Origin of the sequence: Komarekiella delphini-convector SJRDD-AB1 (assembly GCF_014831675.1) — a bacterium.
Lineage (GTDB): Bacteria > Cyanobacteriota > Cyanobacteriia > Cyanobacteriales > Nostocaceae > Komarekiella.
Genome location: NZ_VJXY01000034.1, coordinates 41612 through 63693, shown reverse-complemented (window position 1 = coordinate 63693; position 22082 = coordinate 41612). Strand labels below are relative to the sequence as shown.

18 protein-coding genes are annotated in these 22082 nt (G+C 40.0%); 11 read left to right on the top strand and 7 right to left on the bottom strand.

Annotated elements, in window-relative coordinates:
- Nucleotides 1–24: 24 nt before the first annotated feature.
- The 3 genes from FNW02_RS25180 to FNW02_RS25170 all read right to left on the bottom strand — a co-directional run bounded on the left by FNW02_RS25180 (nt 25) and on the right by FNW02_RS25170 (nt 4148).
- Nucleotides 25–1458 (bottom strand): ABC transporter substrate-binding protein, encoded by a 1434-nt coding sequence (locus tag FNW02_RS25180; RefSeq protein ID WP_191760222.1) that lies wholly within the window; start codon nt 1456–1458, stop codon nt 25–27.
- A gap of 47 nt (nt 1459–1505) precedes the next feature.
- Complete coding sequence (locus FNW02_RS25175) at nt 1506–2876, bottom strand: protein kinase domain-containing protein (RefSeq protein WP_191760221.1); 1371 nt, start codon at nt 2874–2876, stop codon at nt 1506–1508.
- A gap of 321 nt (nt 2877–3197) precedes the next feature.
- Nucleotides 3198–4148, bottom strand: a complete 951-nt coding sequence (locus FNW02_RS25170; RefSeq protein ID WP_191760220.1) for an ROK family protein — start codon at nt 4146–4148, stop codon at nt 3198–3200.
- A gap of 106 nt (nt 4149–4254) precedes the next feature.
- Here FNW02_RS25170 and FNW02_RS25165 point away from each other — a divergent pair, with 106 nt between their 5' ends.
- Both FNW02_RS25165 and FNW02_RS25160 read left to right on the top strand, forming a co-directional pair.
- A complete protein-coding gene (locus tag FNW02_RS25165; protein WP_191760219.1) occupies nt 4255–4491 on the top strand; it encodes a hypothetical protein in 237 nt (78 codons plus the stop codon).
- Nucleotides 4492–4660: 169 nt separating this feature from the next.
- The gene (locus FNW02_RS25160; protein ID WP_191760218.1) at nt 4661–4933 is read left to right on the top strand and encodes a hypothetical protein; all 273 of its coding nucleotides are present in this window, start codon (nt 4661–4663) and stop codon (nt 4931–4933) included.
- A 31-nt stretch (nt 4934–4964) separates the two neighbouring features.
- Here the strand turns inward: FNW02_RS25160 and FNW02_RS25155 are convergent, their stop codons facing one another.
- Nucleotides 4965–5717, bottom strand: a complete 753-nt coding sequence (locus FNW02_RS25155) for a Mut7-C RNAse domain-containing protein (RefSeq protein WP_191760241.1) — start codon at nt 5715–5717, stop codon at nt 4965–4967.
- A 550-nt stretch (nt 5718–6267) separates the two neighbouring features.
- Between FNW02_RS25155 and FNW02_RS25150 the strand changes: the two genes are divergently transcribed.
- Complete coding sequence (locus tag FNW02_RS25150; protein ID WP_191760217.1) at nt 6268–7305, top strand: LacI family DNA-binding transcriptional regulator; 1038 nt, start codon at nt 6268–6270, stop codon at nt 7303–7305.
- A 148-nt stretch (nt 7306–7453) separates the two neighbouring features.
- Here the strand turns inward: FNW02_RS25150 and FNW02_RS25145 are convergent, their stop codons facing one another.
- Nucleotides 7454–7645: a hypothetical protein gene (locus tag FNW02_RS25145; protein ID WP_191760216.1), complete on the bottom strand. Its 192-nt coding sequence runs from the start codon at nt 7643–7645 to the stop codon at nt 7454–7456.
- Between the two features lie 91 nt (nt 7646–7736).
- Between FNW02_RS25145 and FNW02_RS25140 the strand changes: the two genes are divergently transcribed.
- The 7 genes from FNW02_RS25140 to FNW02_RS25110 all read left to right on the top strand — a co-directional run bounded on the left by FNW02_RS25140 (nt 7737) and on the right by FNW02_RS25110 (nt 18512).
- Entirely contained in the window at nt 7737–8492 is a 756-nt protein-coding gene (locus FNW02_RS25140) for an intradiol ring-cleavage dioxygenase (RefSeq protein WP_191760215.1), read from the top strand.
- A 1340-nt stretch (nt 8493–9832) separates the two neighbouring features.
- A complete protein-coding gene (locus FNW02_RS25135; RefSeq protein ID WP_191760214.1) occupies nt 9833–10852 on the top strand; it encodes a substrate-binding domain-containing protein in 1020 nt (339 codons plus the stop codon).
- 173 nt (nt 10853–11025) lie between these two features.
- Complete coding sequence (locus tag FNW02_RS25130) at nt 11026–12579, top strand: sugar ABC transporter ATP-binding protein (protein WP_191760213.1); 1554 nt, start codon at nt 11026–11028, stop codon at nt 12577–12579.
- Nucleotides 12576–13574, top strand: a complete 999-nt coding sequence (locus FNW02_RS25125; RefSeq protein ID WP_191760212.1) for an ABC transporter permease subunit — start codon at nt 12576–12578, stop codon at nt 13572–13574. The genes FNW02_RS25130 and FNW02_RS25125 overlap by 4 nt, the downstream gene beginning before the upstream one ends.
- Before the next feature lie 127 nt (nt 13575–13701).
- The gene (locus FNW02_RS25120; protein WP_191760211.1) at nt 13702–15102 is read left to right on the top strand and encodes a sugar porter family MFS transporter; all 1401 of its coding nucleotides are present in this window, start codon (nt 13702–13704) and stop codon (nt 15100–15102) included.
- 248 nt (nt 15103–15350) lie between these two features.
- On the top strand, nt 15351–16433 hold the full coding sequence (locus FNW02_RS25115; RefSeq protein ID WP_191760210.1) for an aldose epimerase family protein: 1083 nt from the start codon (nt 15351–15353) through the stop codon (nt 16431–16433).
- Between the two features lie 465 nt (nt 16434–16898).
- On the top strand, nt 16899–18512 hold the full coding sequence (locus tag FNW02_RS25110) for an iron uptake porin (protein ID WP_191760209.1): 1614 nt from the start codon (nt 16899–16901) through the stop codon (nt 18510–18512).
- Nucleotides 18513–18672: 160 nt separating this feature from the next.
- On the opposite strand, the gene FNW02_RS25105 is transcribed toward FNW02_RS25110, so the two are convergent.
- Nucleotides 18673–19716 (bottom strand): L-histidine N(alpha)-methyltransferase, encoded by a 1044-nt coding sequence (locus tag FNW02_RS25105; RefSeq protein WP_191760208.1) that lies wholly within the window; start codon nt 19714–19716, stop codon nt 18673–18675.
- A gap of 755 nt (nt 19717–20471) precedes the next feature.
- Here FNW02_RS25105 and FNW02_RS25100 point away from each other — a divergent pair.
- The gene (locus FNW02_RS25100) at nt 20472–20705 is read left to right on the top strand and encodes a hypothetical protein (RefSeq protein ID WP_191760207.1); all 234 of its coding nucleotides are present in this window, start codon (nt 20472–20474) and stop codon (nt 20703–20705) included.
- A 170-nt stretch (nt 20706–20875) separates the two neighbouring features.
- On the opposite strand, the gene FNW02_RS25095 is transcribed toward FNW02_RS25100, so the two are convergent.
- Nucleotides 20876–21241, bottom strand: a complete 366-nt coding sequence (locus tag FNW02_RS25095; protein ID WP_348535443.1) for a hypothetical protein — start codon at nt 21239–21241, stop codon at nt 20876–20878.
- Nucleotides 21242–22082 lie beyond the last annotated feature (841 nt).

The following is a 22082-nucleotide window of genomic DNA, read 5'->3' as shown; positions in this document are numbered from 1 at the left end:
TCATACTTATAAAAAGTCTGATATTTACTGCACTAATACAAAATCGTAGCCAGTACTAGAAGAACAAGACTTACTTGACTCACAAGGCTCAACTTTGACTAAAAAGACTCCGCCAAGGCGATCGCCTGATGGTGAAAACTGAATCTTTCCTGTTGCTCCTGTAGCTGAAAAATTAGGATTAGACAGCACTTTTTGCAAACTCTGGCGGGTACTCCCTTCTTCTAAGCCAGCGATAATTACTTGAAGTGCATCATAAGCCGTCGCAGTTCGTGGACTTACTTGTCCACCCCAAAGTTTAGCTGCTTTATTAGCAAAAGAATTACCTCCTCTGGCATTACTATTAGCATCATGATGCCAAGATACGGGTAACACCATTCCTTTAACATCTCCTTGCCCAAACTTTAAAACTTTTTCACCATACATTAGCTGAGAACCAAAAAGTGCTAGTTTGCCTTGACTTTCTCGTGCCACATCAAGAGCAGAGTCAATTTTGTCTGGTCTAGGGATTAATAGTAAAGCTTCTGCACCATCTGCGATCGCTTTAGTCACAAAATCGCTGGCTCTAAAATTTGGGGCGCTTAAATTACACTCTATATCAGTGATTTTTCCCCCTGCTTTAGTAATCAAATCAGCGTATTGTTTTTTAATTTCTTGACTTCTTTCTTGTTGTGTCGAAGCTTGACAAATAGCAACATTTGTTCGTCGTTCTTTTTTGATAATATATTCGGCAAGAGCTTGAGTGAAATTGTTACGATTTGGACTTGCATAAAATACGTATCTTGCTTGTCCAGGCTGTGTTTGATTTTCTCCAAGTTGCGTCATTGGACTTGTAAGAGAAATCCTGACTAAACCACGCTCGTTATAAATCTTTTCGTTGCGACTAAACCCTACTACTGCCACAAGGCTAGAGTCTTTAACAAATTCATTATCTAACTCTTGGAGCTTTTCAATATTATCAACATTGGCAATCTGAAGCTGCAACGGCATACCATTAATTCCACCGCTGTTATTAACTTCATCTTGAGCTTGTGCCACTCCACGCAAAAGCTCTTTCGCTTCATTCAGAGTACGACCAATCGGTGCAATTACGGCAACTTTTAGTGCTGGCGATTTACCAATTTTGGCATTATTTAAATAAATTAACGTCTCCGGGTCATTACGATTTGTTTGTAGAGATGATTGGAATTTCGTTACAGCAGTGGCAAAATCATTAGCTGCAAAAGCTCGAACTCCGGTTTCTTTATCAGCAGTTTTATCCGCTGTTACTAAAATTTTCCCACCCAAACTCATCCATTCAGGAAGAGATAGACTTGGCTCTGAAGATGAGATCGGCATTGAATTTGATGAAGGTGTGAGGTTAGAAGAAAATTTACCTATTAACCATAAAATAGCCGCAACCATGACTCCCGCCAGTCCTAAAGAAATTAGCAGCCGAATATTTTCTTTCTTATTGGTCATAAGTAATTACCTCAATTGATAAAATAATTTAATTAAATTTATTTAAATCAAAAATATTGAGAGATAAATTTGTTCATTATTTGAGAAATACCTACAATCATAAATGCCAACAAGCCAGCTAGAACAACTAGTAACACCAAAACTATTAGCCCATTTATGCCTGATTGTATCGGATTAATGATTTTTAAACTTTGGAATATAAATACAATGAATATATTTGTAATTATAGCAATAAGAAATAAATAAACTTTTTCAAAAAGCGAGCGAGATTGAGAAAATATTAAGCAACCTAGAATTAGTAGCCATAATCCAGAGCTAATCCACATAGTTCCTACAAAACTTAGAATAGCGAGCGCTAAAAATGAACTACCTGAACTTGCGATTATTGCCCCTGGTAAGAATTCCCAAGTAGAGAATTGCGGTATATATTTAGTTGGTTGCTCTGTAACTTCTGAGTGTGGTGGTAATGAGTTACGAGACGACATTACTGTGTGAGGTATTATAAATTGTGGTACTGGCAAAGAATTTAAATCTTGTAATACTGCCTTTGCTGACTGATAACGCTGTTCATGGTTTTCTTGTAGCAATTTATCAATAATCAGCCCTAATTCCTGACTTAGTGGCTGTGTCAAATACTGTCGCCAACGAGAAGCCCAACTATAGCCCTGTTTTAGCCACAGTTGTGAGGGAGAAATATTAGTCAACAGATAAAAGCAAGTTATTCCTAAACTGTAAATATCGCTAGCAGGATAAGCTTCACCTAGCTGAATTTGCTCAATTGCTGCATACCCCAACGACCCAATGATTGTTCCTGGTGTAGAGTTTACTGTTTCCGTTTTTTGCTTTGAAACACCAAAATCAATTAGCACTAATCTGTCATCACTTTGACGGCGAATAATATTTTCGGGCTTAATATCTCGGTGAATCACTTGCTGTTGATGTATTGTTTCTAGGACAGGTAACAAACCACTTAAGAGTTCTCGAATTTTTAGTTCATCAAATATTCCTTGCTGGTTTAATTCTTGCAACAAATTTTGTCCTTCGATAAACTCCTGTACTAAATATAGGTAGTCACCTTCCTTAAAGTAAGCATACAGCGTGGGAATTTGGTTATGTTTACCTAGCTCTTGCAGACGTTTTGCTTCTCGCTCAAACAACTCAGTTGCTTTTTTTTGTGCTTCACTGCCGCGACCGCCATAAAATTGATCTCGTACTAGCTGCTTGACAACGCATTCTTCATTAAGCTTGTCTATATCCTCTGCAATGTATGTGCGAGCAAATCCCCCTCGTCCAAGCAGTTTAATAATCCGGTAACGATTTCGTAATAATGATACTAATTTTATCCCGCAGCTGAGGCAGAAGTTTGCTTCATCTGGATTTTGGGGATTCGCACAATCGGGATTTAGGCAGCAGATCATATAACTATCGCTGTCATTTCTTAATTGTTAAAATATAACTCAAATTTAATGTGAAGTTTTATAAAAAGCTGTCGGTAAAACCCATTCCTTCTCGGTAGGTGATGAAAGACGCCTCGACGCTGTTAACAGTTAACAGTCTTTCGTGTTATCCCATCCCCTTTTAGAAGTGGGATGACCTTAATTTCATAAGTACTGTTAATATCATGCTATATATAATCATGTCATAATTGAAAAGGCGATCGCTTGAAGCAATAACATTTTTCATATATTCACATCCGAAATAATTTGTCATCTTACAAGATGGTTTGAATAATATCTTTTTCATATCAAAGTAAGTGCCACCGCCCCCCACAATGGTGCATCATCACCCAGCGCCGCCGGGACAATTTCAAAATCAACTTCTGGCAAAGCTGTCTCCCGCGCCACCTGTTGCATCACCTGCCAAAAATCCTCTCCCGCCTTGGTTACACCACCTCCCAATACAAAGCGCTGCGGATTCATGAGGTTTGCTACATTGCCAACACCCACACCCAACGCCCAAGCAGCCTTGTGCAACACTTGCTTAGCCAAATTATCTCCAGCAGTCGCCGCCTCGCTTACCAACTGTCCCGTCAGCAACGTTAAATCATCCCTCACCAAACCCCTCAAAATCTCTCCTCCTTGGCGTCCTGGCAGTATGTTTTCCAAAATTTCCCTGGCATTTTGCGCCATATAGGGCCCCGATGCTAAACGTTCCACACATCCCCGCTTACCACACAAACATACTGGCCCAGCAGGATCTACAACCATGTGTCCAATTTCACCAGCCATCCCACCTGCACCCCGCCAAGGTTTACCGTTGAGTATCCAACCACCACCCACACCTGTACTGACTGTAATGTAAAACAGACTATCGTATCCTTGACCTGCGCCAAAGCGATGTTCCCCCAAAGCAGCTACATTAGCATCGTTATCTACACCAACCGGGACACCAAATTCATCTTCCAACAAGTGTTTGAGAGGAATATTTTCCCATCCGGCGACATGATGAGATAGTTGCACTGTTCCTGTGGAAGCATTTACTGGCCCTCCAAAGCTGACACCAATCGCAGCTGGTTTTGTTCCTTGCAGCAGAGAGTAAATGAGCGATCGCATAATTTCCAAATCAGTGCTAGCATTTGCCTTTGCTGGCGATAAACGGCGTTCATAACCTAACCACTCTCTAGAACCGACATTTACCATCCCTGCTGCCAGTTTAGTTCCGCCAAAATCGAGAGCTAAAATTAATGTCATGGTCTTTTACATTACTCCCATAGCATCTGCGGGTTTCTTTCTCAAGAAAGATGTTTGCATTCAAAATAAATTCAACACTAAAGAAGAGTATATTATTTAGCAACTCATGACTTCTGAACAACCAAATCCACTTATTGATTTATCTCACGCCAAAGAACCTCCTCGCTCTCTTAATATTGAACACGAGGCGGCTCCCATTGAAACAGAGGAAGTGAACGGACAGGCAGAGCAAAATTCTCTTGCTGATGATTTGAACCGTCCAGAAGAAGGCACAGAAAATCTTGGAGAACGTCAAATGCTTATTGCTAATGTTCCAGGTGCAAGTAGTTTTCAATCTGAATGATAAACATTGTTAATTTACTTCAACAGAGCAAAGACATCTTATTTTTGAATGCTGATAAAAATAAGATTTCAGCACTCCCAAATTTTATATAATTATAAAATTTTCGGATTCAAATAAATTCAGCATTTAGATGTGTTTGCTCTGGCATTAAATATAGAAACCTAAAACAATGGCTAACATAATAGATTCCAACTTCCATCTTACTGATGTAAAGTTATTTATGGATGAAATAACTCCAGTGCAAATGCAGACTATATTAGGAGGTTATTGTCAGTCTTGCAGCGCTTATTCTGAAATTTCTATAAGGACTTTTAGGAAAGGTATAAATACGGTAAAAAAAACCGTTGAGGGTACTGGTTCTTCCAAAGACAAGAACATTAACAGCATAGACAATTCAAAAAGAACTTACATCAATGGAATGCTGGTTGAGAAAAAATCCTAATATTAGTATCAATTAAGATGCGATCGCTTCATCACTCAACTCTTCTAGACTCAATTACGCCGTCAATAAACCGTTGCAATCGCTCATAATGTGACCCTTTCCAATAAATCTGACCACAGTCTTGACAGCGATTAAATTCATCAATCTGCGATCGCACTGTTTCCGGTACTTGCTCAGTGATAGCTTGTTTATCTACAGGTTCTAATAAGCCATTGCAACGCAAACATCGTTGAAAGGGAGATACTACTTTGAATAAGTCAAAGCGTTGCAGTACTTCCAAAATTTGTTGCTGAGGGTCAGTGTTTCTAACATAATATCCATGTGTGACTAAACTACGCATCAATAAACCACGATCGCGAGTTAGAATAATGCGTGTTTGACTATAGGAGATATTTGCTAATTCCTCATCTTCGTAATCATTTCGATATAAAGTATCAAAGCCTAAAAGTCGTAGAGATGTTGCCAACTTGCCTAAATGAATATCTAAAACAAAGCGAATAACACTGAGCGGTTTAGGTAGAACAGAAATACTTGGTTTATCAAAACTCCTAGCAGAAATTGGATAAACATTAATAGTATCTCCATCTTGAACAATATAAGAAAAATTTACATATTCACCATTAACTTCTATAGAGTAAACTTCTGGATGAGGAATACCCAAAGCTTCAATCATGTCCTTAATTGAAGCTCTCTCACCAAAAAAATGGGATATTCTCACCTGCTTTTGATGCCGTGGTAAAAAATCATTCAATTCTGCATAAAAGTAAAAAGATGCTACAGCCATGTTCACAGATATTTGAATTAGTTAAATTCATCCCACCCCTAAAAGGGGATTGGATTTTACTTTGACAGTTGACAGTTGACTGTTAACTGTTAACAGCGTCGAGGCGTCTTTCATCACCTACCGAGAAGGAATGGGTTTTCCCGACGCCTTTTTATAATCGTAATTGTTAATTTATTCTCTATTTTTTGCCTTTTTCCATTATTAGACAAAAAACGTATCTTAATTAATTTTCTCATTTCGGCTCTTTCTTATTCAAAGAAAATCATTACTACTTCTCAGCCTTCGTCCAGTCTAACAGCAAGTGCTTCTGTATTAGTCACCGCGATCGCCTCGCTTTTTACAGAGTATGCACCAGCGTAAATCCTGTCAGTAGAGACGTTGCAACGTCTCTACGAAATAATCGGTTTTTTTCGCTGAATCTGTGTTCAAGCGCAGTGTAACGATATTGACAAGACCTGATTACGATTTGTATTAGGATCTGTTGACAAATAACTCTAGTTCTCTAAAATAGATCATTATGCACACGTGTGCAAATGTATAAAGTGGAATAATGAGTAAACGAAAAGTTTCAATTGAAGATATTGCTCGTAGAGCAGGCGTTTCTCATTCTACAGTTTCACGCGCTTTACGAGACAACCCTCTAATTAGCCCGAAAGTGCGAGAGGAAATTAAGCAACTGGCGCGGGAGATGAGCTATGTACCTAATGCTATTGCTCAAAGCTTGCTTTCTTCACGTACCAATACTATTGGGGTAGTAGTAACTTCAATAGCAGATCCTTTTTTTGCTGAGGTAGTAGAAGGAATCGAACAGGTTGCTACATCATCAGGGTTGAGTGTTGTGTTAAGTACTTCACATCGAGATTTGAAGCAGGAAATAGCAGCTATTGATAATTTTCATCGCCGTAGAGTAGACGGTATTTTGGTAGCTGATTCACGAATTAGTAAACAGCATACAAAGCAACTAACACAAATTGCCGTACCAACAATTTTGATTAATAGCCAGGCCGAAGATCAATCTGAAATATTTCACTCAGTAGCAATAGATGATCGCTTAGGTGCTAGATTAGCTGTAGAGCATCTAGTCAGTCTCGGACATACCTCTATTGGTTATCTAGGTGTGGGCGATCGCAGTAGATCAAATCAACAGCGCCTAGAAGGATATCGAATCGCTCTTGCTGAAGCTGGTCTACCACAAATTGATGACTGGGTTGCAATTAATGATCAAGACAAGACCAGAACAAGCGATGTTAGTACTGGTCGAAAAATGCTATCTAAGCTATTAACTGCTGGGGTAACTGGCATCTTTTGCTATAACGATATGGTAGCAGTTGGCGCTCTTTTGGCTTGTCAAGAATTAGGTATTTCAGTACCACGAGATTTAAGTTTAGTCGGATTTGATGGCATTGCTCTATCTCGTTACGTGACGCCGCCACTCACAACAATCTGCCAGCCAATGTTAGAAATGGGTAGCTTTGCTATGCAAATGTTACTCGATTTAGTACAGGATAAAACTGTAGAAAACCGCGTTTTATCTCCTTTTTTAGTACAGCGAGGTAGTAGTGCAGTATTCAGAAATAACCACAAATAATTTTCAAAGGCGTCAATAAAAGTTTGTAGTAAGGACTTTATTCCTAACAATCCTTGTTTTGAGCGATGAATCGCTAACTACGAACTATGATTTTATTTTATGTTAATTATACTACCCAATTATCGTCTCTACAGTTAGGATAATGCAGTTAGCGGTACAGTACTCCAATGATGAGAGCAAAAACAATTGGGATAATAATTGGGACAGCAACAATAAGTCCCCATTTACCAATCCGAATTTCTTCACCTTCTGATTTAAGAAATACTATCCAACCAGTAACTCCCATCAATAGCCAGATGCATCCAAAGGCAATAAATATAATAAATATAGAATCTTGCATGTCACTAAACCACCAAATTAAGAACGTTTAATAATCATTTTAATAATTTAGCAACACCTGAAATAATTTAGTGTTAAGGCAAATATATAGTATGAAAAACGACGATTATCAAGTAGGTCGAATTCTGAGTCGAAGAGAAGCACTTATGCTATTCAGGGCATCTGGAACTGCAATACTTTTTGGATGCATATCTAAAAAGTCCCAAACAGTACAGGCACAATCAAGTATATCTGTTCCTACAACATTGCCCGCGTGTGTCGTTAGACCACAGCAGACCGAAGGCCCGTATTTTGTAGACGATAAGCTCAACCGCTCCGATATCCGCTCAGACCCCTCCGATAGTTCGGTAAAAGACGGCGTACCACTCAAACTAACGCTTCGTATTTCTCAGTTTAACAGTAATGGTTGTACACCACTTGCTGGTGCGATCGCAGATATTTGGCATTGTGACGCCCTAGGCATCTATTCGGATGTGCAAGATCCGAGTTTCAATACCATCGGCAAAAAATTCTTGCGCGGGTATCAAGTGACAGACGCCAATGGAAGCGTCCAGTTCACAACCATCTACCCTGGTTGGTATGAGGGTAGAGCAGTCCACATCCATTTTAAGATACGCACAAGTACGACATCAAAGCAGAATTATGAGTTTACCTCACAACTATACTTTGATGACTCGCTCACAGATCAAGTGCATACACACACACCATACGCCAGTAAAGGACAGCGTACGCTGAGGAATACTGAAGATTGGATCTTTAAAGACGGCGGAGAGCAATTGTTACTTACACTTACCAAAACAAATCTTGGTTACGCAGCAACGTTTGATATTGGACTTCAGACAGTTTAAGCAGTTGTTAATCCTGATTTACAGATAAATGTGCAAAAAAACTTAACAAGCTATTTTTGCACACGTGTGCAAAAATAAGTTTAAGACAAGTTTAAGCACACGTCTACAAAAATGAAGCGCAAAAGTATTATTTAACTAAAGATATGCCTCAAACTCTAAAATATTCTATCTTCTTATTGATTGACAAAAAATCAAGCCATACTATAAAGATTTAGTTGCTAACTATTTACACACAACAATCAAATTCTAAATATCCAGTAGTAGCACAAGCAAAAATTTATAACATACTGCACAGATAATATATTTGATTGAGCTTATGCAGATTATGATTGTTTTTTGCTTACTATGATGAGCAAAAACTTTTCGGCAAAACTAAACTAGGTAGGGTGTTTTATAAATCTGAGTAGTACATCGATATATATAAAATCTGTGTGCAAATGACTATAAATTTGAGTCATGAATGTTAAGTTTTTTAAATTCAACTTCAGTCCAATGCTGCTTAATCTTCGCAAATTTTCTAGGATAAAAAGCTTGAATTGTTTAGAAATGGAACAGTATTCTTTGTTTTGTAAAGTTCGATAAAGGGAGTTAATTTTTTTGTCATCATGCAGGATAAACTAATAACTATAGTCAAATACCATCAGAATTTACAAATTTGATAGTATGAGGCTCAAAATTTTAGTTAAAAGCTGTTTTCAATTCATGCACTTTCAAATCTACTTTTACAAAAAAGTAAAGTGAGTTTTTGAAATAGTGCAACACTCATAGTTTTGGTTTTTAAAGCAAAAAGCTAATTTAGTGATCACAGCAATAACTGCAATCAAGTGATATCACATGATGTTTGAGAATAGTTGAGATCGCAAAAGCTAGCAGTGTGACTGAGTTGGGTTTTAAGTTTTCAAACCTAGTTCATCTTGCAATGACATTGCAGATTTGGATTATGCTGACCTTTCTCAATTTCAAATGTGTTGTTGGATATGGATGAATATGAAAAAAAATTGCGATCGCAGCTAGCAGATTAAGTCTCCTCGGTGGTACTTTTGCAAGCTGCACAAGTCCCTCCCAAAATCATCACAATGCTATGTATGCCTCTCAAAATGGCAAAATTACTATAGAGATTAAGGATAGTAATCAGGATGCAAAATTGCGCTCATTTGTAATTCGTAATCCTCGCTATTTGCATAGCGTCTCGTAGAAAAGGCTTGATGTAATTCGTAATTCAGACATACTTCAAACAGCTGGATGCAGTTTGTTTCAAATACTTTACCTGATTATTCAAACAATACATTCCTAGACAATTAAGCAATAAAAATTGGATGATTTTTAGGAGATAGACGAACGTGAAAAGGATTGCGATCGCAGCTAGTATATTAAGTATTTTTAGTAGTACTCTTGTAAGCTGCACAAATACGTCACCCAATGACAATATTAGTACTAACACCGATACCTATACTGCTACCAACACAGCTACAAAGAGCAAAGATAGTAATCAGGATGTCAAATTGCGCTCAGTCGGAGTTACTGTTGGCGATCTAAGTAATCCCTTCTTCGTTCTGATGGGACAGGGAGCTGAGAAAGAAGCAAAGAGAATTGGCGGTAATAATGTCAGAGTTACTGTGGTTTCCAGTGGCTATGATCTCAACCAACAAACCAACCAAATCGAAAATTTCGTTGCTGCTGATACTGACTTAATTATCTTAAATGCTGCTGATAGTAAAGCAATTAGACCAGCAGTCGATAGAGCAAGGCAAGCAGGTCAAATCGTGATTGCGGTAGATACGGCCATTGATGCAGATGTAGATGCTACAGTAACCACAGATAATTTACAAGCCGGAGAGGTAGCTTGTAAGTATATTGTTGATCGCCTCAAAGGCAAAGGCAATGTAGTAATCGTTAACGGCCCGCCAGTGTCCTCAGTGATCCAGCGAGTTGAAGGCTGCCAAAAAGTATTATCCAAATATCCTGATATCAAAATACTCTCTAAAGACCAGAACGCCGAAGGCAGTCGGGATGGAGGACTGAAAGTAATGAGCGATTTGCTAACAACCTATCCCAAAATTGATGCTGTCTTTGCCATCAACGATCCGAGTGGCGTAGGAGTAGATTTAGCAGCTAACCAAGCCAAACGCAAGGAATTTTTCATTGTTGGCGTTGATGGTGCGCCAGAAGCAATCCAGGCGATCGCATCCAACAACAGTTTATATGCTGCGACTGCCACTCAAAATCCCAGAGGAATGACCCAAAAAGCAGTTCAGGTTGGCAACGACATCCTGCATGGCAAAAAACCTGAGTCACCCACCATTCTGATTCCAGTCAAGCTGATCACAAAAGATAACGTCAACACTTCCCAAGGTTGGTAAGTAGCGATTGGGGAAATGAAGAAGCAGTGCTTCTCTACGAGAGGCTGCGCCAACAACTGCGCTCAGCAACCGGGGCAGAGGAGAATAAATTACTTATCTTGACCCTTAACCCTTGTACAGACGCGATTAATCGCGTCTCTACTCTTGACTCAATTTTTTTACAGGATTCGCTTATGACAACAACTACTGAAACTTCTTTTTCTGATACACCAACCACCACCCCTGTATTAGAAATGCGAGGGATTGGAAAGCGATTTCATGGTGTACCTGCTCTGCAAAATGTCAATCTGACGATTTATCCAGGAGAGGTTCACGCCCTGATGGGTGAGAACGGCGCAGGCAAAAGCACATTAATGAAAATCCTGGCAGGGGCTTATATTGCCGATGAAGGCGAGATTTACATCAATGGTAGCCCTGTCAAAATTACCGATCCGGGTACAGCGCGTAAGGCTGGTATTAATCTGATTTATCAAGAACTAAATGTTGCGCCCAATTTAACCGTTACCGAAAATATTTTTATGGGTAGCGAGTTGCAGCGAGGTCAATTTTTAGACCGTAAAGGTATGGAAACTGAAGCACAGCAAGTGCTTCAAAGTCTGGGAGCCAACTTTACAGCCCAGACTGTGGTTGGTAACTTGTCGATCGCCGAACAGCAACAGGTGGAAATTGCGCGGGCGCTGAAGGATAAAAGCCGCGTTTTGGTGATGGATGAGCCAACAGCAGCCCTGTCTGATCGCGAGACTGAGCATTTATTTGAGGTAATTCGCAAACTGCGGAATGATGGCATTGCTATTATCTACATCAGCCACCGCATGGAAGAGATATATGCCCTGGCTGACCGAATTAGCGTGTTGCGTGATGGCCAATACATTGGTAGTCTCACACGCAATGAAATTTCTCCACAGCGATTGGTGCAGATGATGGTTGGTCGTCCTATGGAGGATTTTTACGAACATCAACGGCAAATGAATCCTGGGCCGGTAGTGCTGGAAGTCAGAAATATCAGCGACGGACGCAAGATTGAGCCGATGAGTTTAAAAATTCATGCTGGAGAGATTGTTGCTCTAGCGGGGCTAGTTGGTGCAGGACGTACGGAGGTATCTCGGCTGATTTTTGGTGCTGACCACAAGGCAAGTGGTGAAGTATTCCTAAATGGTAAAAAATTGGATATTAATTCGCCTAGTGATGCCATTGCAGCGGGAATCGGCTACGTCCCAGAAGACCGCAAAGACCAGGGTTTATTTTTGGAGATGAGTGCCCGTAAGAATATTGCTATCAACACATTGAAGCAGGATGCAAAAGCTGGCATCGTTAATTGGGGTTCAGTTAATCAGCTAGCAACGCAAGCAGTTGAAAACTTTAATATCCGGCTGGCCAATTTGGAAATCAGAGCAGTGGATCTTTCTGGTGGTAATCAGCAGAAGCTCCTGCTAGCGCGTTGGTTAGCTATTAAGCCGAGAGTATTAATGTTGGATGAGCCGACACGTGGCGTAGATATCGGTGCTAAAAGCGAAATTTACCGAATTATGAGTGAGTTGGCAGCACAAGGCGTTGCCATTCTCATGGTTTCCAGCGAACTACCAGAGGTTGTGGGAATGAGCGATCGCGTTCTAGTGATGCGAGAAGGACAACTGGTGGGTGAACTTGATGGTAGTCCTGGTAAAGAAATTACTCAAGAAAAAATTATGCACTATGCAACTGGAGCATCGGAGGTACTAGGATCATGAGCCATACGTTAAAGCCTGCAAATAACAGACTAGGCAAGGATTCAACATCGCGCAACCGGAAATCAATCAGCACTCTGCTTGAGGTTGCAGGTATTTTACCAATCCTAGTAATTATCTGCATCTTATTTACGTTCCTTTCTCCCAACTTTCTCACAGGCGGCAACCTCGTCAACATATTGCGCCAAGCATCCATCAACATTGTGCTGGCAACAGGAATGACGTTTGTGATTCTGACTGGAGGTATTGACCTTTCAGTTGGGTCAATATTGGGTGTTTCTGCTGTAGTTGCCGTACTTGTATCGCTACTTCCTGCTTTAGGTTGGGTGGCTGTGCCTGCTGGTTTACTCACAGGATTGCTTTTAGGCTTAGTCAACGGCGCTCTGATCACCTTTTTGGATGTACCGCCTTTTATTGTCACGCTGGGTTCACTCACTGCTTTGAGGGGTGCTGCCTTTTTGGTTGCCAATGGCACAACGGTAATTAACCGCGACATTAATTTTGCTTGGGTAGGTAATAACTATTTGGGGCCCCTTCCTTGGCTAGTAATCATTGCCCTACTGACTGTATTAGTTAGTTGGTTTGTCCTCAGACAAACTGTTTTAGGAGTGCAAATCTACGCTGTTGGTGGTAACGACCGGGCAGCACGACTAACTGGTATCAAAGTAAATCGCGTCTTGCTATTTGTTTATGGCGTTAGTGGATTATTGGCAGGTTTAGCAGGAATAATGAGCGCCAGCCGTCTTTATAGTGCTACTGGCATGTTAGGTCAGGGTTACGAATTAGATGCGATCGCTGCTGTAATTCTTGGTGGAACTAGCTTTACAGGTGGTATTGGTACGATTGGCGGAACCCTTCTAGGTGCATTGATCATTGCTGTTCTCAACAATGGTTTGACCCTATTAAACATGTCTTACTTCTGGCAACTAGTCGTCAAAGGTCTAGTAATCATTGTCGCGGTGATGATTGATCGCCTCCGCAGACGTTCCAGACGTTGATTGAGGACTGGGGACTGGGGATTGGGGACTGGGAAAGAATTCTTTTAATCCTTAACCTAATACTCAATCCACTAATCCCTACCTAATACGATGACCCATGCCTCATGCCCAATACATATAAGAAGCCATGTCCTCCACTACTACTCGTCGTAAATCCAACACGTTTTACGTCATTTTGATTGCTGGTGCTGCCGCCCTTGGGGGCTTTTTGTTCGGTTTTGACACTGCTGTGATCAACGGCGCGGTTACAGCTATCTCCAAAGCTTTTAACGCCAACAGTGTACAGATTGGTCTTGCTGTATCGTTGGCATTGTTGGGGTCTGCGGTTGGAGCCATTTATGCAGGGAAGATCGCCGACCGTTATGGTCGAGTCAAGGCAATGGTAGCAGCTTCGGTGTTGTTTACCATCAGTGCCATTGGTTCCGGGCTTCCCTTTGGAATTTGGGATTTTACCTTTTGGCGGCTATTGGGTGGGCTTGCAGTCGGTGCTGCTAGCGTTATCGCGCCAGCTTACATTGCAGAATGTTCTCCCACTCATTTACGGGGAAGATTAGGATCTCTCCAACAATTAGCGATCGTGGTTGGGATTTTTATTGCACTGCTATGCAACTACTTTATCGCCGTATCAGCAGGTTCAGCAGAGTCGCCATTTTTGTTTGGAATCGCCGCTTGGCGCTGGATGTTTTGGACGGAAATTCCTCCAGCGGTGCTCTACGGAATGGCTGCTTTAATGATTCCCGAATCTCCCCGCTACTTGGTTGCTCAAGGACGGGAGCCTGAAGCTGCGAACGTTCTAACCAAAATTTTGGGCGGAAACGTGCTGGCAAAAATCGAAGAAATTCGGCAAACAGTGCTTCGAGAGCGCGAGCCAAAGTTTTCTGACCTCTTAGGTAGAAATGGCGGACTCCTTCGTATTGTTTGGATAGGAATAGGTTTATCTGTGTTCCAGCAATTCGTTGGGATTAATGTGATCTTCTACTACAGCAGCGTTTTGTGGCGAGCAGTTGGGTTTTCCGAACAAAGTTCTCTAACAATCACAGTGATTACAGGAGCCGTCAATATTATTACAACACTGATTGCGATCGCCTTCGTCGATAAATTTGGTCGCAAGCCCTTACTTATCCTAGGGTCGCTCGGCATGACCCTAACATTGGGAACGATGGCTGCTATTTTTGGAACTGCTCAGCTAGATGCTACTGGTAATCCCACCTTGAGCGGCTCAGCGGGTATTATAGCTCTCCTAGCAGCCAACCTCTATGTATTTTGCTTCGGTTTCTCCTGGGGGCCAGTGGTCTGGGTACTGTTAGGAGAAATGTTTAACAACAAGATTCGAGGTGCTGCACTTTCAGTTGCAGCTGCAATGCAATGGGTTGCGAACTTCGTCATTTCCACAACATTTCCTCCCATACTGCAATATTTCGGATTAGGTTCTGCCTATGGTCTTTATACAACTGCGGCAGCCATCTCTTTGTTCTTCGTTCTCTTTTTTATTAAGGAAACCAAAGGAATTGAGTTAGAAGACATGTAATTGACATCAACTAGAGCTACCTTCCAATTAACTAGAAGGTAAAACGTAGAGATTTTCATTGAGGATTTGAACACAATAAAAAACTAGGTATTGCTGAATTTGAGCATGTACGTCCACAGTACCCCTTCCCTACGGGACGCTGCACGAACGTAGAAGCAAGCTACAAAGCAGCGTCTCCTCTATAAGACGTTGCTTAAGATTCTCATACTCGTATTTAGTAACGCCAAATAATTTCTACATCGGCAAACATGTCAAACCCTAATCAATCAGATAAGAATATCAACAACACAACTCCCAAATTTAGTATCGTTCAAGAGAATTTTGGTGAAGTAGATAATCGCCCAGTTTATCTATTTACATTTACTAACATAAAAGGCGAGCAAGTAAAAATCACCAATTATGGAGGTATTGTTACCGCATGGATTTCAGCAGATAAAAATGAAAACAAATCAAGTATCGTCATCGGATATAATCATTTAGAAAGCTACTTAGCAAAACCACCCTATTTTGGGGCTTTGATTGGTCGTTTTGCCAATCGAATTGCAAAAGGAAAATTCAAGATTGGTGAAGAAGCCTATTCGTTAACTATTAACAATGGCGAAAATCATCTACATGGCGGCAACAAAGGCTTTGACAAAGTAGTATGGGATGCAAAAATTATCGATAGCGATACACCTGCATTACTACTAAGCTATCTGAGTAAGGATGGAGAAGAGGGTTATCCTGGCAATCTAGAAGTTACAGTTCGTTACACATTTTCAAACGATAGCGAACTAAGAATTGAATATAACGCCAAAACAGATAAATCGACCCCGATTAATTTGACCAATCATTCTTATTTTAATTTAACAGGCGATGTCAGCAATACAAGCTTAAATCATACCCTGATGATTGATGCAGATAGCTACACGCCTACAGATAGTAATAGTATTCCTACAGGTGAAATAAAATCAGTAATAGGTACTCCCTTTGATTTTAAACAACCTGAAAAAATTGGTGTAAGAATTAACGAAGTTGGTGGATATGATCATAATTATGTGTTGAATAAAAAAGAGGATTTAGTCAGCCCGATCGCAATATTAACTGACGATATAAGTGACAGAAAATTAGAGGTATTTACAGACCAGCCTGGCATACAGTTTTATTCAGGCAAAAACCTAGATGGCACATTTAAAACTGATGACGGCAAAGTAATTGAAAAATATGCAGCAGTATGTTTAGAAACGCAGCATTTTCCCAATTCCCCCAATGAGTCTGCATTCCCGTCTGTAATACTACATCCTGGCGAAAAATATCAGACAACAACCAAATACAAACTTTCGTTTCAGTAAAAAACTACGTCCATAAGCGAAAAGTTTTGTAGGCGGGTTTCTTCTACCAGAGAAAATTTTTCAAGCTAAGAGCATAATTTTTTTGTATGGCGAATTGAGGCATGGGCATTAATAAGAGTAAGCAGATGTCCTATGTGTTATTCCTTATGCCCCAATACGCTTGAGTTAAGGCTAAAACTCTTTGTCAAATTCAATAGACTTATTGCAAAAATGCGAATAAAACCAAAAATAACCACAGATAAACACAGATAAATATCGGTGTTCATCTGTGTGCATCTGTGGTTCGATTTAATAAATCTTGACTTATGCAAGAAGTCTAATTTTTAACTAATCGCCAAGGAAGCGTACTCCTGCAAAGAAGCAAGCTAAGCGCAGCATCTCGTCAGAGAAGGGCGCAAAGAGGAGGAAGAAATTATTAACTGAACTGTATTGCCTTATGTCCTATTCCTTTTAAGTTAAAATTCAATGATCAAAATTCTTTTTCATAGCTTTTTCTTACTATTTTTGGCAGTTCCAGCAGTCTGGGCAACACCTTCAGAGGATAATTCTAGTGCAGTAGATGCTGATGACAGCGGGCTAGCACAAGTTACTTCTGTTTCCCAGCTTTCCGATGTCAAACCGAGCGATTGGGCATTCCAAGCACTACAATCACTGGTTGAACGCTACGGCTGTATTATAGGTTATTCTGACTCCACCTATCGCGGCAATCGCGCTTTGAGCCGTTACGAGTTTGCAGCTGGTTTAAATGCTTGCATGGATCGAGTCAGCGAATTGATTGCTGTGGGTACGAATGATTTAGTCAAAAAAGAAGACTTAACAATCCTGCAAAAGTTACAAGAAGAGTTTGCGGCAGAATTAACAACTCTGCGTGGGCGGGTGGATGTGCTGGAGGCACGTGCAGCGACACTGGAGGAGCAGCAGTTTTCCACTACTACTAGACTGAATGCTCAAATTATTACTGCGGTGAGCGATACCTTTGGCAGTAGAGTAGGTGGCGAACGCGATCAATCTCAAATCTACTTTGCCGATCGCGGCCGTCTCAACTTTGAGAGTAGCTTTACAGGCAAAGATTTGTTACGTGTGCGCCTGGAGTTCGGGAACTTCTTAAATTCCAATGGTACAAGCCAAATTGCGTCCGCGACGGGTACGGGGATGACGCGGCTAAACTTCGATAGTGGTAGCAGCAATAGACTTTTTATTCCTCACATCCGTTACTACTTCCCAGTCAGTGATTCTCTTTCCTTTATTGTTGGGCCTACGGGTATAGGCTACACCGATATTACAGATACCGTAACTCCTGCAACGATCGCTGATGATGGTAACGGGGTTCCCTCACTTTTTGGATCATACAGTCCCCTTTTCCGGCGGGGTGGTGGTGGTGCAGCTGCTAACTGGAAAATCACCAATGATTTAGTTCTCACCTTGGGTTATTTAGCAAACAATGCCAATGTTCCACTGGCGAGAAACGGGCTATTTGATGGCGGCTACAACGCTCTGGCACACCTGACGTATTATGGCAAACAAGGATCTGTTGGTGTTGCTTTCTCTCATGGCTACACCCCCGGTGGCTCTATTGATATCACATCTGGGACAGGTAGCCTCCTTTCAGGCGCTCCTTTTGGCAACAGTATTGCTACTTCCAACAACATTCTAGGTATACAGGGATATTATCGCTTTTCTCCACATTTCCAGATCCACACTTGGGGTGGATACATTTGGGCAACTGCCAAGAACTCTGGTTTTAGCAACGTTTCCAATGGCAGAGGTGGAACAGATTCTCTGTTCATAAACAATGGTGACAATGCCAATGTCTGGTTTGGGGCGATCGGTATGTCGTTTCCAGATGTGGGAGGTAAGGGCAATCTGCCGGGAATTCTCTTTGGTTTACCTCCGCGTGTGTCTAACAGTGATGTTCGTGAAGAAAGTGACAACTCCTACCACATTGAAGCATTTTATCGCTGGCGAGTGAACGACAACATTTCAGTGACTCCTGGTTTGTGGGTAATTCTCAACCCAGAAAACGACAGCAACAATGATTCGCAGTATGTCGGTGTGATTCGGACTACGTTCGATTTCTAAATCTATTTTGATGGTTATTGTGTTTGTGGTGAGTTAGCGCGCTCTTGAGGTTTCCCCCATGAGCGACTAACGTTAGCGCAGCGTCCCGTAAGGAAGGGTAAGGACTTTAGTTATTGATTTTTTAAGCACTAAAGTGCTTACTACGAACTTCTCAAAACCACTAGTTATCAGCAATTTCACAAATCACTATGATCCGTGATAAGTATTTGTCAGTACTATAGTGAACAAGTTTTAGTCCAGCTTGTTCTATTTCTTGGAGAAGTTCGGGTATTTCATACTTATGATGTCTCCAAATAGTAATCTCTTCACCTTTAAAAATTTCCAGATTCTTATTTATTCTCTGAGAACAGAAATTTATAGTGTAATTATGATGGAGTTTCAAATTGGCAACTACACTATCTGTTTCTAAATCATACTTTCTTACAAGTTCACAATCTTCAGATCTAATCCCAATTTTGTTTTTAATCCATCCATATATTTCTTCTGCATGATACTTGCAGCCCCCTCTAACACTGCCATCCCATTTAGAGTTAGAACCAGTTTCGTTCGTGAACACCAAAAAATCATTCTTCTTCATGCTATCTCGAAAGTTTTTGAGGACTCTATTTCTATGATGATGATTGCCAATTGTTACACCTAAGTGCAAAATTATATTTGCTGTATTATTTTTACCATTTAACAAATCTTGGGGAATACAACTATTTTCTATGTCAATTGTCTGACTTTTATACTCAATTAGTGGAAACCATTTACTAAAATTTTTTCTGGATACATTCAGTAATTCTTCACTAATGTCTAACGCAATATACTTATTAATTTTTTGCAATTGGTGCAGTCTATAAATAAACTTTTTAACAGGATATGAATTTCCTGAGCCTACATCGATAATATTTACTTTTTCACAATTTTGAATATTACCATTAATGTATTCAAAGTTATTTGATAAAAAATCAATTTCTACACTTGCTGTCCGATACCATTTAGGAATAATATATTTTAGATAAAAATTATCCCAAATTTTTGCACCTCTACCTTTATAAGAGTACTTTAGAGGTATTTCTCGTCTAACTTCCAATGCATTAATTATTCCTAAAACTTCTTGTTCAGAAAAAATAGAGTAGAACTCAGAATTTGGCTTTGCTATACGAGTGATAGGAGTTGAGATATCTGAGGATTGTGAATTGCTATGAAAATTTGTAGCCATTATTCTTGTTCTTTGGTTGCCTTAGCTATTGAAGTGCATTAGTATTCATCACCAGTGTCTCTGCTCTACTGTTGCGAGTGTACCGAAGTATATTATCTGTAAACAGGCTTAGTTGCTGGAGTTTCAGGGTGTACTGAATCCGACGCTTTGTCATGATAAAGCATGTCATACCATTTAACTTTAAAAATGATACAAATACGTTGGTAGGGACACGGCATTGCCCATACGTGTCAACTTAACGTAAAAGCCTAGTCTGATAAGAACAGTGAAAATTTTTCGATGTACCACCGAGATTTTCGATCCCCCCTAACCCCCCTTGGAAAGGGGGGAACTAGAATCGAATGCCCCTTTATCAAGGGGGTTGGGGGATCTAAAACGACGGTAAATTGAGTGTTTGAGCTGAAGTTAACACGTATGAGCATTGCCGTGCCTCTACAAGAAATCTATATGTATCAAGATTTTCGTGAATTGGTATCAGGGGTGCAATACGCTTGGTTAAGTGCGATCACCTGGATTTTTGAGCTTTTTATCTTCCAGGTAGTTCAAAAGACAACCGCTTGGTTTTTTCTGAGAGGAAAATTGTGTATTTGGGTTCTCCTCCAAAAATTTTTGGGTATCTATCTACACAAGCCACACTCGTGCTCTAAAATAAGGAGGGCAATACGGTTTGTCTTTGTTTACTTTGATCGCGATCGCTTAGTCTAAATATTCAAAAAATAAGCTCTTGATTGAACTAAAAGGTGATTTCACTCCTTATGAAGCATCATATTTGCGACTTTGAGGCGACTCAGGAATGGCTCACCCTGGAATCAATTGATTATATTGCCGAGTGTTTAGAGGCTTGCGAATCGCTGGAAATGCTGGCTGACTTACGGGCAATTTTCCCGCGCCAAGCCCTACGCTCAGCAAGTATTCAGGTAAATGATGCTCAGCGTCAAAGACTCGTTCAGTGGTTGCAGTTGTTGAACAAGGAGCAAGCTGCTGCATGAAGATAGCATCTTACACTTCAAACAGTTATGGCGATTCTCATTTGGTGAAGTACACAAAGAAGTAATTAACCACAGATAAACACTGATAAACACTGATAAATTTGTAACTCAGCAGACTAGGAAACGCTACATCAGTCATCAGCCATCAACCATCAACTATTTATTATTCACTAATTGTTAATTAAATTACCGTTCTTTTCTTCAAATAATTCTAATAACCCTACCGTACCTACGAAAAACGTGTAAGTACCATATTGAATTGAATTCTTTCTTTTTGAGGGTGCATAAAAAGCTGCTGCTATTCCCTCAATTAAGTGCGCCACAAGAGCAAAACGTTCTATCCAAAAAATAAAATTGAACCTATTGGGCAATTTTTGATTAGTCAAGATAGCGTAGATATTTCCTGCTTCCCATCCAATTGCACTAGCTATAAAAAATATAGAAATAACTTTTATAGCAGTAACCAATTTCTTCTTTTTCTGCTTGATGATCATGGTGCTATGTGGTAAAAACAATAAATTTGTAATATCTAACACACCTTACAATACTATGTGAAAGCTAGCGTAATTCAAAGAATTGCATTAAGCGATCGCGCCTTTTATTTGTTTCAGCAGTTGAAGCATCAGAATGTTCCTATTTTTATCATCTAGTTTTCTGATGTTTGATGAAGTTGCGTCATACCTGAGCTTGTGACTCAGACTAGTGACGACAATTTGTCACAAATGCGAAAAATTATCTATAATTAGGAAAGCATTAATACTTGTTCTAGTTAACCATCTCCGCTATATAAATGCCTGCTCAACTTGATTTCATAAATCTCCAGGAAGTTACAGACTGTACCAAAAGTCATAAAGACTGCCAAAAACTTGCATTTGTTATTGACTTCAGTTACATTCAAAGCAGATGCCTAGAATCAAACCCTGATATGATTTTCAGGAAGTTAGGTTAGGTAACAGGGTAAATTCCAGATTTGTTAATGCTGATTTCAGTGACGTATTAATGATTAGTCACTAATCTTGTTCATTAACTTATTTTGCATAGAGTATGAAGTACCAAAGTATTTACACCTAACCCAACTATTTTTATTTTTTCGAGAATAGTTGAGAATAATTTGCAAGATGTGTGCATTAATAGATACATTAAAAGCAGATAGCGTGGAAATCTTAAAACAAAATTGGTTCGCTAAAGTCATTACCATTAATCAAGTCTTTCCCTATCTTGCATTAATGCATTCCTCACAAGAGTAGTGTAGAAGTACGCCTTTATGTATATAAACCGGAGATGTAACTAAATATGTAGATAATTTAAACAAAACTTTAAATAAGTACCTTGTTGTCGGTAAAATTTTTACTAGTAATATTAGCTACATAAAAATTT